We start from the raw sequence: 15,140 nt of genomic DNA, 5'->3' as shown, positions 1-15,140 counted from the left end.
TTCGGAAAGATTTGAAAAAGAAACTAGTTTCTAAAACATAGATTTAGCTATGTGCATTGAAATAAGTGAAACGCCTTTTTTCGTCACGAAAGCTATGTTTCTATGTGTTTAATATTTGTTTTTAAAATTTTAAATTTTGAGTTTCTTTTTGAGCAAAATCTTTGATTCGTTTTTCGACTTCATAAAAAACAGCAATGGCTCTTTCTCCTGCATCAGTCAATCGAGCCCCGCCGCCGCCTTTTCCTCCAAGAAGCTTTTCAACCAACGGAGATTTGGCACGCTGGTTCATTTCTTCTACCAATTGCCACGCTTGGCGGTAAGCCATTTTCATTTCTTTTGCCGCATTAGTAATCGAACCCGTTTTCCTGATATTTTCAAGAAGCCAGATCTTTCCAATTCCTAAAAAAGCGCCTTCAGCTTCTTCAATCCAAACACGGACTTCTATCGAATATTTTTTGTCCTTACTCATTTTGTTTTTCTAATGACTTTGTAAAAATAATGATTAATTAGTAAAAATATTCTTCCTTTCTGTTTAAGAAATTAATTTATAAAAAAATAAATTAACTACGTATTTCAAACACAAACATAAGTATTTTTACGTAATTAAAAATAAGTAATTTGTTATTTTATTTGTTTGTCAATGAAATAGCTTTGGTACAATGCGCAATAAATGTAAATTTGCGGCTAAATTAATTTAGTGAAAAGCTTAGAACCTTAGTAACTTAGAATCTTAGTCACTTAGAAATGAAGTACAATCCAAACGAAATTGAAGCCAAATGGCAAAAATATTGGGCAGAAAATCAAACTTTTGCAGCAAAAAACAACTCTGAAAAACCTAAACATTATGTACTCGATATGTTTCCTTATCCATCTGGAGCAGGACTGCACGTTGGGCATCCGCTGGGTTACATAGCTTCAGACGTGTATTCTCGTTTTAAGAGACATCAAGGTTTCAATGTTTTGCATCCGATGGGATACGATAGTTTCGGATTGCCAGCTGAGCAGTATGCAATTCAAACAGGGCAGCGTCCAGAAGATACAACACGCGTGAACATTGACGGTGGGGTTGATAAAGAAGGAAAACAAATCGCTGGTTACAGAAAACAGTTAGATAAAATCGGATTTTCATTTGATTGGTCACGTGAAGTTCGTACCTCAAATCCAGATTACTACAAACATACGCAGTGGATTTTTATCCAATTGTTTAATTCTTGGTATTGCAGAAAACAAGGAAAAGCATTTGATATTTCGGAATTGGTAACCGTTTTTGAAGAAAGCGGAAATGCTTTAGTTGAGGCAGTTTGCGATGATAACGTGGCAATTTTTACTGCTGATGAATGGAACTCTTATTCTGAGGAACGAAAAGAAAAAATCTTGTTGCAATACAGAATGACTTATTTGGCAGAAACCGAAGTAAACTGGTGCCCAGGCTTAGGAACGGTTTTGGCAAATGATGAAATTGTAAACGGAGTTTCAGAACGCGGAGGCTTTCCTGTTATAAGAAAAAAAATGACACAATGGAGTATGCGAATTTCTGCTTATGCCGAACGCTTGCTTGAAGGTCTAAATGATATTGATTGGAGCGAATCTATCAAAGAATCTCAAAGAAACTGGATTGGGAAATCTGTTGGTGCTTTAGTTAAGTTTCAAGTTTCAAGTTTCAAGTCTGAGGTTGATGCGCAAAGTGATGCAACTTTAAACGTGAAACCTGAAACAAATTTTATTGAAGTTTTCACAACGAGACCTGATACTATTTTTGGAGTAACTTTTATGACTTTGGCACCAGAACACGATTTGGTTGCTAAAATTACAACTGCGGAACAAAAAGCTGCGGTTGAAGCCTATATCGAAAAAACAGCAAAACGTTCTGAGCGTGAGCGTATGGCCGATGTAAAAACCATTTCTGGTGTATTTACAGGGGCTTATGCTGAGCATCCATTTACAAAAGAACCAATTCCGGTTTGGATTGGTGATTATGTTTTGGCAGGTTACGGAACTGGTGCTGTAATGGCAGTTCCTTGCGGAGACGAAAGAGATTATGCCTTTGCTAATTTCTTTAAAGGTCAAAACGGGATGCAGGAAATCAAAAATATTTTCGCAAATGTTGACATTTCTGAAGCTGCTTACGGATCAAAAGACAACGTTGAAATCGCAAATTCTGATTTCTTAAACGGATTAAATTATAAAGAAGGAACTAAAAAGGCGATTGCCAAATTAGAAGAAATCGGGCAAGGAAAAGGTAAAACAAATTACCGTTTGCGTGATGCGGTTTTCTCTCGTCAGCGTTATTGGGGTGAGCCATTCCCAGTTTATTATGTGAATGGATTGCCTAAAATGATCGACACGCAGCATTTGCCAATTATTCTTCCAGAAGTGGAGAAATATTTGCCAACCGAAGACGGATTGCCGCCATTAGGAAACGCTGCAGTTTGGGCTTGGGACACCAACCAAAATAAAGTTGTTAATACTGATTTAGTGGATAATGTTTCAATTTTTCCTTTAGAATTAAACACAATGCCAGGTTGGGCAGGAAGTTCATGGTACTGGATGCGTTATATGGATGCGCACAACGAAAATGAATTTGCTAGCAAAGAAGCCTTAGCATATTGGGAAAATGTAGATTTATATATTGGAGGAAGCGAACACGCAACAGGCCACTTATTGTATTCTCGTTTCTGGAACAAATTCTTAAAAGACAAAGGTTTTGCTCCAACCGAAGAGCCATTCAAAAAACTGATTAATCAGGGGATGATTTTGGGTACGACGGCTTATGTTTACAGATTGGAAGGCACAAATACTTTTGTTTCTAAAAATAAAATCGAAGGCCAGAATGTACAGCCAATTCGCGTTGATGTTCATTTCGTTAATTCTTCAGACGAATTAAATATCGAAAAGTTCAAAGCTTGGAGAGAAGATTTCAATACCGCAGAATTTATTTTAGATGAAAACGGAAAATACATTGTAGGTCGTGAAGTAGAAAAAATGTCTAAATCATACTACAATGTGGTAACTCCAGATGATATTTGCGCTGAATACGGTGCTGATACATTGCGTTTATACGAAATGTTCTTAGGGCCATTAGAGCAGGCAAAACCTTGGAATACAGCCGGAATCTCGGGAGTTTTTGGTTTTCTTAAAAAATTATGGAGATTGTATTTTGATGAAAATGGTTTAATCGTAAACAACGACGAACCAACAAAAGACAACTTGAAATCATTGCATAAAACAATCAAAAAAGTAGCAGAAGATATCGAGAATTTCTCATTCAATACTTCGGTTTCTCAGTTCATGATTTGTGTAAACGAATTGTCTTCTCAAAACTGTCATTCAAGAGCGATTTTAGAGCCGTTAGCCATTTTGGTTTCGCCGTATGCGCCTCATATTGCTGAAGAATTATGGTCGAAATTAGGGCATACAACTTCAATTTCAGAAGTAGCGTTCCCAGTTTTTGAAGAAAAACATTTGGTTGAAACTAATAAAGAATATCCAGTTTCTTTCAACGGAAAAATGCGTTTCACGATTGAGTTGCCTTTGGATTTAACCAAAGAACAAATCGAAGAAATTGTAATGAAAGACGAAAGAACACAAAAACACTTAGACGGAAAAACTCCAAATAAAGTGATTATTGTTCCTGGAAAAATCATCAACCTAGTCGGTTAATTATTTTAAAATTTCAATATTAAAAATTCCAAATTCCAATTTTACGATTGGGGTTTGGGATTTTTTTTTGTGCTTTTTTTTCACCACGAATTGCACTAATTTACGCTAATTTTTTATTGTCGAAAACCCATAGTTTGTCACCCTGAGCGAAGTCGAAGGGCTTTTTGTCGTGTAAAGCGTTGACTTCTCTCAGAGGGACAATATTGAGTATTTTTCGCCACGAATTGCACTAATTTGCACTAATTTTTTATTGTTGAAAACCCATAGTTTGTCACCCTGAGCGAAGTCGAAGGGCTTTTTGTTGTGTAAAGTCTTGAACTTCGCTCAGACGGACAATACTGAGTTTTTCTCGCCACGAATTGCACGAATTTGCACTAATTTTTTATTATTGAAAACCCATAGTTTGTCACCCTGAGCGAAGTCGAAGGGCTTTTTGTTGTGTAAAGTCTTGAACTTCGCTCAGACGGAGAATACTGAGTTTTTCTCGCCACGAATTCACGAATTATTTTGAAAATCTTTGAGGATAAAAATTTGTGAATTCGTGGCAGAAAATTACCCGAATCAGTTTGGAATTTGAAATTTTAGTATTGGAATTTTCCCCGTAAACATTGAGATTTTTAAATTTCTCATTAAAAATTTAAAAACTTTTGTAACATTTTAATAGTTGCTGTATCAAAAGCATGGATCCGATTTAATTAACAATTTATTGCTATTAGAATTTTAACAACTTAAAACTATTAAAAATGAAAAAGTATATCATCTTAATTATCGCATTCTTATTCTCAGCATTATGTCTAAATGTTTTCGGACAGACAAAACAATTTCCATTTGAAGTTTTAAAAACTGGAAACGGAGATCAATCTATTATATTTATTCCTGGCTTTGCTTCATCTGGAGATGTTTGGAATGAGACTAAAGCGGCATTTGAAAAAGATTTTACGTGTTACACGCTTACAATGGCTGGTTTTGCTGGAAGAAAGGCCCAGCCAAATGCTTCATTTGAAAACTGGAAAAACGGAATTGCCAATTATATCAAAGAAAATAATATTGAAAAACCAATCTTAATTGGCCATAGTATGGGAGGCGGACTTGCGCTTGCCATTGCAGCTGACTATCCGGATTTGATCAGTAAAATTGTGGTCGTGGATGCGTTGCCTTGTTTAGCAGCTTTGAGCGATCCTGCTTTTAAATCAAAAGAAAATAATGACTGTTCTGCAACTGTAAATCAAATGACGGGAATGACCAATGATCAGTTTTATGATATGCAGAAAAAAACGATGCCAAGACTTTTGGCTGATGCGTCTAAGCTAGATATGGTGGTAGATTGGAGTGTAAAATCGGACCGAACCACTTTTGGGCAAATGTATTGTGATTTTTTCAATGTCGATTTAAGAGAAAAAATCGCACAGATTAAATGTCCGTCATTAATTTTATTAGAATCTTATTTTATAAATTTAAAACCAGCAATTGAAGGTCAGTATAAAAATTTAAAAACAGCTAATTTTCAGTACGCCACAAATGGTCTGCACTTTATTATGTACGATGACACAGCTTGGTACATGGGGCAGTTGAACAATTTTATAAAAGCTTAAAATGAAATTCGAAGAAATATATAAAACTTATTGGGACAGAATTTTTAGACTTTGCATGGGTTTCGTAAACGATTATGATGCCGCACAAGATTTGGCTCAGGAAACTTTTATAATTGTCTGGCAGAAACTGGAATCTTTTAGAAACGAATCGTCTATTGGAACCTGGATTTTTAGAATCGCTTCTAATAATTGTCTAAGGCAGATTGAAAAACAGAAACGTTTTCCAAAATCGGAACTTCCCGCTCATCTTTCAGAAGAAAAACAACAATCAATAGAACCTCAAATACAGTTTTTGTACAAATGTATTGCGGAGCTTCCAGAAACCGATCGTATCATAATTTCGTTAGAGTTAGAAGATATCAAACAAAACGAAATTGCAAAAATCGTCGGACTTTCTGAAGCCAATGTTAGGGTGAAAATTCATAGAATTAAAGAAAAACTGACTCAAAAATTTAAAGAAAATGGACAACGATAATAATATAGATTTTAGAGATTTATGGAAAAAACAGCCCGTAAGTCAGCCCGACATTCAAGATTTACTGGCAAGGGTAAGTAAATTCAAAAAAACAGCTCTGCGCAGTTTATGGATCAGCAATATTTTGCTTTGCGCAACAACCGCATTTATAATTTTTGTTTGGATCTACTATCAGCCGCAGTTTATTTCAACAAAAATCGGTATTGTTCTAGTGATTTTTGCTATGGCAATGTATCTTCTGGTGTATAACAGATTATTGGGGAGCTACAAGAATATAGATGATACAGCAACAAATCAGGAGTATCTTCAAAAATTGATTTTGATAAAAAAGAAGCAGCAGTTTTTACAGACTAAAATGATGAGTCTTTACTTTTTGCTTCTAACAGCCGGAATTTGTTTGTATATGTACGAGTACGCAAGCAGAATGAGTGCCTTTGGAGCAGGTTTAACCTACGGAATCACTTTGCTGTGGATGCTGTTTAACTGGTTTTACATTCGCCCAAAACAAATTAAAAAACAGCAGGAAAAAATTAATAGTCTGATTGGAAAATTTGAAGAAGTCAATAATCAATTAGAGTTATAAAAAAGAAAAGCTTTGCATTGACGCAAAGCTTTTTCTTTTACCAAAAACAAAAATCCAAAATTTTAAAGTAAGATTTATCTGGGAAAAATATATGTTTTAGGATGTACAACAATGATCCCATCACTGTCTGCTTTTCCTGTTAACTCAGAAACTACTTTTCCTCCCACATAAATTTTAGCTGTAACAGTCTGTCCAGCAACTCCTCCATAACCTCCAGTGTGTACTAACGCGCCATCAGAATCTGCATTAGCAGTAAATTCTTTTGTCCAAGGTAATGAAGCTACATCTTCAATAAGTGGTGCACCACTTTTTTCCATATAGGTTACATCAAGTTTGCCAGTATAATTTCCAGTAATTTCATATTTTACATCTCTTGATGCTGGAGCAGAGTTATTATCGTCATTATCACTGCTGCAAGAAACTGCTGTAAAAGCAAGAGTCATTACGATTGCTAAGGTTTTCAAAATTGATTTCATAATATATTTTTTAATTAATAATCTGATTCATAACAAAATTAGACCCTTACTTACGGGACAGCAATACCTGATAAAATGTATTTTTTACTACCTGATATCAGGTAAAAACGGGCATTTTTTTTTCGAAAGTCATTCAGCTTTAATAACTTTGAGTAAATGCCACATTTATGAAGAAACTCTACGCCTTTTTATTTTTTTTATTTTTCACTGCAATTTCCAATTCACAAGTAATTCTTTCGCTAGATGATGATACTGTTTATATTGACAGTATTGTTAAAATCACCAAAAACACAAAATCAGACAGTGTCAAAAGTTTGAATAGTTTTAGACTTTCAAAACTGTTTTTAATGGCTCAGGATGCAAAAAAATCTAAAGAGTATCTTGAACAAGCCAATAAGCTAAAAGTGAAATTTCCTTTTCTAAGAGATGCTTCCATTTATTATAACGCCTACAGTTTTATAGAAAAAGGCGATTTGGACGGTTTTGAAAAAACTTTGCTCGATGCCAATGCCAAACTCAAAAAATATCGAAATAAAGAAGCTTATAAACTTCGCGCGGTGATACTTCAGAATTATGGCATTATGCAGCAACGCAAGAATAATGAAAATGCTTATATGAAATTGCTGGTAAATGAAGCGATTCCGATTGCTAAAAAAAGCGGTGATTACGAATTAATAAGCGCATTAAATAAAGCAGTCGCGATTATTTTTATGAATAATGATGAACGTGAGAAGGCGGCCGAATATCTCGATCAAGCACAGAAATACATCGAAAGTGCCACAAAAAAATCGGCAACCTTAGCAGAGTCTAAAATGGAAACCTATATTATAAATGCAGAAAATCTGGTGGAACTTAAACATTTCTATGACGCCAAAGAAATTCTGGATAAGGCATATGCGACTTTAGAAAAATATCCGACATCAAACTTAAATGATTCTTATTTTTATTCGGAAGGAATTTATTATGCCAAACAAAATAAGCACAAAGAGGCATTGGTGAGTTTTGAAAAAGGAATCAAATCGGCAGAAAGCCATCACAATACTATTGCAGTAAACAGATTGAAATTTGCAGAATATGAAGTGCTTTTTAAACTCAAAAATTATGAGAAAGCCAAAAGCAATCTGGAATATCTTATAGAAAAAACACCTTTTATTGTCGATAAAAAGAATTATTACAAAGAGCTGTCAAAAGTGTATAATGCGACAAAAGAATATCCGAAAGCTTATTATTATTCGAATAAATATAATGTGATAAACGATAGCCTTAACGATGCTAAGCTGAGAAGTGAAATTGTTGAGCTTGAAGCAAAATATAAAAAAGCAGAAAGCGAAAAGAAAATCGGTCTGTTGCAGTCTGAAAATGAAAAAGCAGTTTTGCAGGTTAATAATAATCGTTTGAATATGATGCTTTTTGCCGTGCTTTCATTTGTTTTGTTTCTGACGGTTTTGTTTTTGTGGAGCTGGAACAATTATCAGAAAAAAATAAGTTTTCAGAAAGAAGTTAACCACAAACAAGAGCTCGAAGCATTAGAAAATCAGCAGAAATTATCCATTTCAAATGCTTTGATTGAAGGCGAGGAAATAGAAAGAAAAAGAATCGCAAGAGATCTTCATGACGGACTAGGGAGTATGCTTTCTGGGCTTAAAATGCATTTGAATCTCGCCGATCGTGAGAATCAAGAAAACACGGCTAACATTAATGGCTTATTAAACGATTCAATTAAAGAGCTCCGCAATATTTCGCAGAACTTGATGCCAGAAAGTTTAGTGAAACTCGGGCTAGAACACGCGCTTAGAGATTTATGCGTTTCGCATTCAACAGCCGAAACCACAATTGAATTTCAGTATTTGAATAAAAAAACAGCTTTGCCGCAGCATTTTAAGATTATGATTTTCAGGATTATTCAAGAGCTTCTCAATAACGCTTTAAAATATGCCAAAGCTTCGCAGATTCTAGTTTCCTGTTCGCAGAACAAAGACGTGTTTTTTATCACTGTAGAAGATAACGGAATTGGTTTCAATGTAGAATACGCAGAAAAAAGAGATGGAATGGGCTTGAGAAACATTAAAAACCGTGTAGCCTTCTTGAATGGAAAACTAGAAATTGATTCTGTTATTGGAAAAGGAACTTCGACTTATATCGAAATAAAATGCAACCCAAATCATAATTATGAAGTATAAAACAATAATAGTAGACGACCATCCGATTGTGATTTCAGGAATTTCAGGCTTGCTTTCGGATTTGGAGAATATAGAAATTGTAGAAAAATTCGAATCTGGAATTGCACTTCTAGATTATATCGAAGACCATAAAGTCGATTTGATTTTAATGGATATTTTCCTGCCGGTAATAAATGGAGTTGATTTATGTAAAACAATCAAGCAAAAGCATCCCAAAATTGTAATTATTGGTATGAGCAGCCAGTCAGAGAGAAGTTTGGTCATGCAGTTTATTCAGAATGGTGGAAACGGCTATATTCTTAAAAATGCTTCCTTTGATGAGTTTAAAGAATGTATTTACAAAGCAATTGACGGTGAAATTGTTTTTAGTGAAGAGGTAAAAACCATAATTAGCCAGCCATTATCTGAAGATTTAGAAAGAATTCCAGGCTTGAGCCGAAGAGAACGTGATATTGCATTATTGCTTTCGCAAGGAAAATCTACCCAAGAAATTGCCGATGATTTATTTTTGAGTTTTCTAACCGTTCAAACGCATCGACGCAATATTCTTCAAAAATATAAAATGAAAAATGTGGCAGAATTAATTGCTTTTCTGCTCAAAAACAATATGCTGAATTAAGTCAAAAGTGGTAAAAATAATGTCAAAATGGCATTTTGTTAAAATGGTTCGCAATTTGAGGTTTGTTTTGTAAATTTAAAAATCAATCTAAAAACAGAAAAAATGGGATCAGGATATTTAATTATTGCTGGAGCTATAATGTTGTTCAGCTGGCTGGTAAGCTCGCAGCTGAAGAGTAAATTTGAATTGTATTCGAAGCTGCAATTAAGAAACGGAATGAGCGGCCGTGAAATCGCAGAAAAAATGCTTGCCGATAACGGAATTACAGATGTTCGCGTTATCTCAACGCCAGGTCAGTTAACAGATCATTATAATCCATCAGATAAAACAGTAAATTTAAGCGAAGCAGTTTACAACCATCGCAACGCAGCCGCAGCCGCAGTTGCAGCGCACGAATGCGGTCACGCAGTGCAGCACGCAATTGGTTACGAATGGCTGACAATGCGTTCTAAGCTCGTTCCAATTGTAAGCGTTGCTTCCAATTACGTGCAATGGATTTTGATAGCAGGAATTCTAATGATTAAAGTTTTTCCTGGATTACTATTGATTGGAATTATCATTTTTGCCGCAACAACTTTGTTTTCCATCATTACACTCCCGGTAGAGTACGATGCTAGTAACCGTGCTTTGGCTTGGTTAGAGAACAAACATATGCTAACGCAAGAAGAACAGGCAGGAGCAAAAGACGCTTTAAAATGGGCAGCAAGAACTTATGTAGTAGCGGCAATTGGTTCGATTGCAACGTTGCTGTACTATATATCAATCTATTCTGGAAGTAGAAGGAACTAATTTTATAATTGAGATAATTAGTCAATTAGATAATTTATAACAAACCCGACAGGTTTTTAAAGCCTGCCGGGTTTCGTTTTTTTACTAAGTTTGTCTGGCTGAGCGAAGTCGAAGCTCTTATAGGTAATTAAGTCCTTCAACTCCGATCAGGGTGACAGCTAGCGAAAAATTATCAAATTATCAAAATTGACACATTATCTAATTTCTAAAGCTGTATCTGCCTGTCAATCTGCTGATCTAGCGAGATGAAAGTTTCAGTTCTGGAAACGCCTTCTATGGCTTGAATTTTTGTATTGAGAAGCTGCATTAAATGTTCGTTGTCCCGACAGATGATTTTAATCAAAACGGACCAGTTTCCTGTTGTGTAATGGCATTCTAAAACCTCTGGAATTTTTCTGAGTTCTTTTACGGCTTCAGAGTTTCTGGAAGCTTTGTCCAAATAAACGCCAACAAACGCCATTGTGTTGTAGCCCAAAACTTTTGGGTTGACAGTAAATTTAGATCCAGAAATAACGCCAGATTGCTCCAGTTTTTTTAATCTCTGGTGAATTGCGGCTCCTGAGATTCCTATTTTGTTAGCTATCTGTAAAATTGGTTTTCGGGCATCGTCCATGAGATAGCGAAGAATTTCCTTGTCGATTCCGTCAATTTCAATTAATAGAGAGTTGATTTTCATAACTTATAATTTGAAACTATTTTTGTGATTTGGGTTATCAATAGAAATCAAATGTAGTCAAAATGATGTAGAAATGGAAAATCTAATTTTTGAAATCTCAAATTACAAATCTCAAATTCCAGTCCAAATCAAAATATAGCCCGTGGTTTCAACCACGGGAAACGCGTTTAAGAAATTCATTCTAAAAAGAAAATTTCAATTTTTGCAATTCTAAATTCCAATCTAAATCAAAACATAGCCCGTGGTTTCAACCACGGGAAATGCGTTTAAGAAATTCATTCTAAAAAGAAAATTTCAGTTTTTGAAATTCCAAATTCCAATCTAAATCAAAACATAGCCCGTGGTTTCAACCACGGGAAACGTATCGAAGGAGCTCTAAAAACAAAAATTCCAAATCTCAAGCGGTTAACTTGAAATTTGGAATTTGGAATTTTATCCCGAGACTTCGGAATTGTATGTTTTAAAAAAGGTTATTTTCCTTTGTTGGCTTCTGCTACGTATTTTTCTAAAGCCATTGTCATAGAAGGCGTTTCAGGAGTAGGAGCAAGAATATCAACTCTTAAACCATGATCTAAAGCTTCTTTTTGCGTTGTGCTTCCGAATACTGCAATTCTGGTGTTGTTTTGTTTAAAATCTGGGAAATTTTTAAACAATGATTTAATTCCTGTTGGGCTGAAAAAAGCTAAAACGTCATAATAAACATCAGCTAAATCAGATAAATCACTCATTACAGTTCTATAGAAAATAGCTTGTGCCCAATCTACTTTTAGACTGTTTAATGTAACAGGAGCATCTGCATTTAATTGGTCAGATGCAGGAAGTAAGAACTTCTCGTCTTTGTACTTCTTAATCAGCGGAGATAAATCTGCAAAATCTTTTGCTCCAACGTAAATCTTACGTTTTCTGTACACAACATACTTTTGAAGGTAAAACGCAACGGCCTCAGATTGACAAAAATACTTCAATCCTTCAGGAACTTTGTAACGCATTTCATCAGCCACTCTAAAAAAATGATCTACAGCATTTCGACTTGTTAAAATGATCGCAGTGTAATGATTAAGATCGATTTTTTGTAATCGAATCTCTTTTGCGCTAACCCCTTCTACATGAATAAATGGTCTGAAATCAATTTTTATTTTGTGTTTTTGTTGGAGCTCAAAGTAAGGAGAATTCTCCACTTTAGGTTCAGGCTGTGACACCAAAATTGTTTTCACTTTCATATTATAAATATTTTCTAAGCACTCCCTTTTGTTATCCAATAATAGAGAAAATAATAAGGGGCTATTTCAAGAGCGCAAAGATACAAAATAAAATAAAATAACTTACCGATTATTACGTTTTGATATGTTTTAATTGAAATAAAGTACGAGTATACGCTAATACACAGCGAAATGCCTATGATTGCTAGCGGAATAATCTGCGGAATATTGTCATAATAAAATAAAACCGCATTAATTGGAAGGATTAAAACCCCAATATAAGTCCTGTACGTTACTTTCTGTAAATTAAAAAGCTCTACAAATTCATCAATATTGAAAGAAGTCGCAACAATTTTCTCAATCAAATATTTTCCTAAAATGAAATAAAGCAGAAAAGTGGCAATCTGGATAAAGAGAACCCAATCTGTTTTTGAAGCGTGGCCAAAAACATTCATCGTAAGCAGAATAAAAAAAGCAAACGATACAATCTGCACAAAAAATAAACCGACCGTAAAGCTGTTTTTCATGTGACTGTTGTCCCGATAAATTTTGGCATATTTATCAGAAAAAATAAGTTTACTAAATTCACTAAATCTAGTTTCGTAAGCAGATTTTGTCATGGCAACAACGGCAAAGGTCAGCACAAATAAAAGCGTCGCCCAGTCTTTGTTTTCAATAATCCGAGGATGAAGTTGTTCAATCATAGCGATACAAAATTAGTAATTTTTTGATGCAATACTTTTATTATATATTTATTATGAATCAAATGCTATAAAAAGTTTACTTTTGCGGTGAAATTACCGAGAAAAAATGAATGATAGCATTGTCATAATTCCCACATATAACGAAATTGAAAACGTAGAAAGTATAGTTAGAGCTGTACTTTCGCAGCATAAATCTTTTCATCTGCTGATTATCGATGATAATTCTCCAGATCACACGGCAAAAAAAGTCATTGCATTGCAGGAAGAATATCCAGGAAAACTTTTTTTGGAGCAGAGAACTAAAAAATCAGGTTTGGGAACTGCATATGTTCATGGCTTTAAATGGGCTTTGGAACGCGATTATCAGTTTATTTTTGAAATGGATGCCGATTTTTCGCATAATCCAAACGATTTAGAAAAATTGTATGATGCCTGCCATTTTGGTGGGGCAGATCTTGCTATTGGTTCTCGTTATGTAAAAGGTGTAAATGTAGTCAACTGGCCTCTAAGCCGAGTTTTGATGTCTTACTTTGCATCTGTTTATGTAAAATTTATCACCGGAATGAAAATTCACGATGCCACTGCGGGTTTTGTATGCTACAAAAGAGAAGTTTTGGAGAAAATCAATTTAAATAAAATAAAGTTTGTCGGATACGCGTTTCAAATTGAGATGAAGTACAGAACTTACTGCGCCAAATTTCAAATTACCGAAGTCCCAATTATTTTTACCGATAGAACAAAAGGAGTTTCTAAAATGAGCAATGCTATTATTAAAGAAGCTATTCTTGGAGTGATTTCGCTTAGATTAAGAAAATTAGTCAATTCATTATAAACCAACCGAAATGAACAGGATTTTAATAAAAAATGCCAAAATTGTAAACGAAGGGACAATTTTTGAAGGTGATGTTTTAATTGAAAACGATTTGATTGTTGAAATTGCAGACAGCATTTCATTAAAGACATCAGATTGTATCGTAATCGACGCTGAAGGAAACTATTTGATGCCAGGCGCGATAGACGATCAAGTGCATTTTAGAGAGCCGGGATTAACGCATAAAGGAGATATAGAATCAGAATCGCGTGCGGCTGTTGCCGGCGGAATTACTTCTTTTATCGAACAGCCCAATACGGTTCCGAATGCGGTTACTCAAGAAATATTAGAAGATAAATATCAAATTGCTTCTCAAAAATCATTTGCGAATTATTCGTTTATGATGGGAGCAACAAACGATAATTTGGAAGAAGTTTTAAAAACAAATCCAAAGAATGTTGCGGGAATTAAAATTTTCTTAGGCTCGTCTACAGGAAATATGCTGGTGGATAATGAAGCGGTTTTAGAAAAAATATTCTCAAGCACGCCAATGCTGATAGCAGTTCACTGCGAAGACGAAACTACGATTAAAAATAATCTGGCCGCTTTTAAGGAACAGTACGGAGACGACGTGCCAGTAACGGCGCATAACCTGATAAGAAGTGCCGAAGCTTGTTACATTTCTTCTTCAAAAGCAGTGGCTTTGGCAAAAAGAACTGGAGCAAGGCTGCATATTTTCCATCTTTCAACTGCAAAGGAAATGGAATTGTTTACCAATAAAATTCCGTTAGAAGAGAAAAAAATCACTGCTGAGGTTTGTGTACATCATCTTTGGTTTACAGATGAAGATTATAAAACTAAAGGAAATTTCATTAAATGGAATCCGGCTGTTAAAACTGCTGATGACCGTGCAGAACTTTGGAAAGCTTTGAACGACGGAAGAATTGATGTAATCGCGACAGATCACGCGCCTCATACGAAAGAAGAAAAGCAACAGTCGTATCTGAATGCGCCTTCTGGAGGCCCGTTGGTGCAGCACGCCGTTGTAGCAATGTTTGAAGCGCATCACCAAGGAAAAATTAGTGTGGAGAAAATCGTGGAGAAAATGTGCCACAATCCAGCTAAACTTTTCAAAATAGAAAAAAGAGGATTCATCAGAGAGGGTTACCATGCCGATTTGGTAATCGTTAATCCAAGTTTGCCTTGGAGCGTGAAGCCAGAAAATATTTTATACAAATGCGGATGGTCTCCGTTTGAAGGTTATACATTCAAATCTAGAATCACGCATACTTTTGTAAACGGAGAATTGGTTTACAATAATTTTAAAGTAAAAGATACCAGAGCAGGTAAAAGATTATTGTTTGATAGATAAAAAA

14 protein-coding genes are annotated in these 15,140 nt (G+C 35.0%); 9 read left to right on the top strand and 5 right to left on the bottom strand.

The annotated features are described in order from the left end of the window. Positions 1 to 121: 121 nt before the first annotated feature. On the bottom strand, positions 122 to 469 hold the full coding sequence (locus N4T20_RS03070) for a winged helix-turn-helix domain-containing protein (protein ID WP_260671654.1): 348 nt from the start codon (positions 467 to 469) through the stop codon (positions 122 to 124). A gap of 275 nt (positions 470 to 744) precedes the next feature. Here N4T20_RS03070 and leuS point away from each other — a divergent pair, with 275 nt between their 5' ends. The 4 genes from leuS (at position 745) to N4T20_RS03050 (ending at position 6,310) form a co-directional block, all read left to right on the top strand. Beyond that, positions 745 to 3,660: a leucine--tRNA ligase gene (leuS, locus tag N4T20_RS03065; RefSeq protein WP_260671653.1), complete on the top strand. Its 2,916-nt coding sequence runs from the start codon at positions 745 to 747 to the stop codon at positions 3,658 to 3,660. Between the two features lie 743 nt (positions 3,661 to 4,403). Further along, positions 4,404 to 5,252: an alpha/beta fold hydrolase gene (locus N4T20_RS03060; protein ID WP_260671652.1), complete on the top strand. Its 849-nt coding sequence runs from the start codon at positions 4,404 to 4,406 to the stop codon at positions 5,250 to 5,252. Position 5,253: 1 nt separating this feature from the next. Then, on the top strand, positions 5,254 to 5,727 hold the full coding sequence (locus N4T20_RS03055) for an RNA polymerase sigma factor (RefSeq protein WP_260671651.1): 474 nt from the start codon (positions 5,254 to 5,256) through the stop codon (positions 5,725 to 5,727). After that, positions 5,714 to 6,310 carry a hypothetical protein gene (locus tag N4T20_RS03050; protein WP_260671650.1) on the top strand — a complete coding sequence of 199 codons (597 nt, stop codon included), beginning with the start codon at positions 5,714 to 5,716 and terminating at the stop codon, positions 6,308 to 6,310. The genes N4T20_RS03055 and N4T20_RS03050 overlap by 14 nt, the downstream gene beginning before the upstream one ends. A gap of 74 nt (positions 6,311 to 6,384) precedes the next feature. On the opposite strand, the gene N4T20_RS03045 is transcribed toward N4T20_RS03050, so the two are convergent. Further along, positions 6,385 to 6,786, bottom strand: a complete 402-nt coding sequence (locus N4T20_RS03045; RefSeq protein ID WP_260671649.1) for an MmpS family transport accessory protein — start codon at positions 6,784 to 6,786, stop codon at positions 6,385 to 6,387. A gap of 167 nt (positions 6,787 to 6,953) precedes the next feature. Here N4T20_RS03045 and N4T20_RS03040 point away from each other — a divergent pair, with 167 nt between their 5' ends. The 3 genes from N4T20_RS03040 (at position 6,954) to N4T20_RS03030 (ending at position 10,374) form a co-directional block, all read left to right on the top strand. Next, entirely contained in the window at positions 6,954 to 8,966 is a 2,013-nt protein-coding gene (locus N4T20_RS03040; protein ID WP_260671648.1) for a sensor histidine kinase, read from the top strand. Then, complete coding sequence (locus N4T20_RS03035; RefSeq protein ID WP_260671647.1) at positions 8,956 to 9,585, top strand: response regulator; 630 nt, start codon at positions 8,956 to 8,958, stop codon at positions 9,583 to 9,585. The genes N4T20_RS03040 and N4T20_RS03035 overlap by 11 nt, the downstream gene beginning before the upstream one ends. Positions 9,586 to 9,687: 102 nt before the next feature. Next, entirely contained in the window at positions 9,688 to 10,374 is a 687-nt protein-coding gene (locus tag N4T20_RS03030; RefSeq protein ID WP_260671646.1) for a zinc metallopeptidase, read from the top strand. Positions 10,375 to 10,579: 205 nt separating this feature from the next. On the opposite strand, the gene N4T20_RS03025 is transcribed toward N4T20_RS03030, so the two are convergent. From N4T20_RS03025 to N4T20_RS03015, 3 genes are all read right to left on the bottom strand, one after another. Continuing rightward, on the bottom strand, positions 10,580 to 11,050 hold the full coding sequence (locus N4T20_RS03025; protein WP_008465121.1) for an Lrp/AsnC family transcriptional regulator: 471 nt from the start codon (positions 11,048 to 11,050) through the stop codon (positions 10,580 to 10,582). 470 nt (positions 11,051 to 11,520) lie between these two features. Beyond that, entirely contained in the window at positions 11,521 to 12,270 is a 750-nt protein-coding gene (locus N4T20_RS03020; RefSeq protein ID WP_260671645.1) for a uroporphyrinogen-III synthase, read from the bottom strand. A gap of 14 nt (positions 12,271 to 12,284) precedes the next feature. Next, positions 12,285 to 12,953 carry a DUF4271 domain-containing protein gene (locus N4T20_RS03015; protein ID WP_260671644.1) on the bottom strand — a complete coding sequence of 223 codons (669 nt, stop codon included), beginning with the start codon at positions 12,951 to 12,953 and terminating at the stop codon, positions 12,285 to 12,287. A gap of 106 nt (positions 12,954 to 13,059) precedes the next feature. On the opposite strand from N4T20_RS03015, the gene N4T20_RS03010 reads away from it, so the two are divergent. Continuing rightward, positions 13,060 to 13,785, top strand: coding sequence for a polyprenol monophosphomannose synthase (locus N4T20_RS03010; RefSeq protein ID WP_066033429.1), 726 nt, complete (start codon positions 13,060 to 13,062; stop codon positions 13,783 to 13,785). A 10-nt stretch (positions 13,786 to 13,795) separates the two neighbouring features. Continuing rightward, positions 13,796 to 15,136: a dihydroorotase gene (locus tag N4T20_RS03005; RefSeq protein WP_260671643.1), complete on the top strand. Its 1,341-nt coding sequence runs from the start codon at positions 13,796 to 13,798 to the stop codon at positions 15,134 to 15,136. Positions 15,137 to 15,140 lie beyond the last annotated feature (4 nt).

The sequence above is a fragment of the Flavobacterium sp. TR2 genome (assembly GCF_025252405.1).
Classification (GTDB): domain Bacteria; phylum Bacteroidota; class Bacteroidia; order Flavobacteriales; family Flavobacteriaceae; genus Flavobacterium.
Note: the sequence above shows the minus strand (reverse complement) of the source record. Positions and strands in the feature narration are given on the sequence as shown.

Excerpts from the sequence above, each read along its gene's own strand:
- N4T20_RS03055 (WP_260671651.1), top strand. The coding sequence starts at position 5,254 with ATGAAATTCGAAGAAATATATAAAACTTATTGGGACAGAATTTTTAGA.
- N4T20_RS03040 (WP_260671648.1), top strand. The coding sequence starts at position 6,954 with ATGAAGAAACTCTACGCCTTTTTATTTTTTTTATTTTTCACTGCAATT.
- N4T20_RS03070 (WP_260671654.1), bottom strand. The coding sequence starts at position 469 with ATGAGTAAGGACAAAAAATATTCGATAGAAGTCCGTGTTTGGATTGAA.
- N4T20_RS03035 (WP_260671647.1), top strand. The coding sequence starts at position 8,956 with ATGAAGTATAAAACAATAATAGTAGACGACCATCCGATTGTGATTTCA.
- N4T20_RS03050 (WP_260671650.1), top strand. The coding sequence starts at position 5,714 with ATGGACAACGATAATAATATAGATTTTAGAGATTTATGGAAAAAACAG.
- N4T20_RS03020 (WP_260671645.1), bottom strand. The coding sequence starts at position 12,270 with ATGAAAGTGAAAACAATTTTGGTGTCACAGCCTGAACCTAAAGTGGAG.
- N4T20_RS03045 (WP_260671649.1), bottom strand. The coding sequence starts at position 6,786 with ATGAAATCAATTTTGAAAACCTTAGCAATCGTAATGACTCTTGCTTTT.
- N4T20_RS03025 (WP_008465121.1), bottom strand. The coding sequence starts at position 11,050 with ATGAAAATCAACTCTCTATTAATTGAAATTGACGGAATCGACAAGGAA.
- N4T20_RS03060 (WP_260671652.1), top strand. The coding sequence starts at position 4,404 with ATGAAAAAGTATATCATCTTAATTATCGCATTCTTATTCTCAGCATTA.
- N4T20_RS03010 (WP_066033429.1), top strand. The coding sequence starts at position 13,060 with ATGAATGATAGCATTGTCATAATTCCCACATATAACGAAATTGAAAAC.
- leuS (WP_260671653.1), top strand. The coding sequence starts at position 745 with ATGAAGTACAATCCAAACGAAATTGAAGCCAAATGGCAAAAATATTGG.
- N4T20_RS03030 (WP_260671646.1), top strand. The coding sequence starts at position 9,688 with ATGGGATCAGGATATTTAATTATTGCTGGAGCTATAATGTTGTTCAGC.
- N4T20_RS03005 (WP_260671643.1), top strand. The coding sequence starts at position 13,796 with ATGAACAGGATTTTAATAAAAAATGCCAAAATTGTAAACGAAGGGACA.
- N4T20_RS03015 (WP_260671644.1), bottom strand. The coding sequence starts at position 12,953 with ATGATTGAACAACTTCATCCTCGGATTATTGAAAACAAAGACTGGGCG.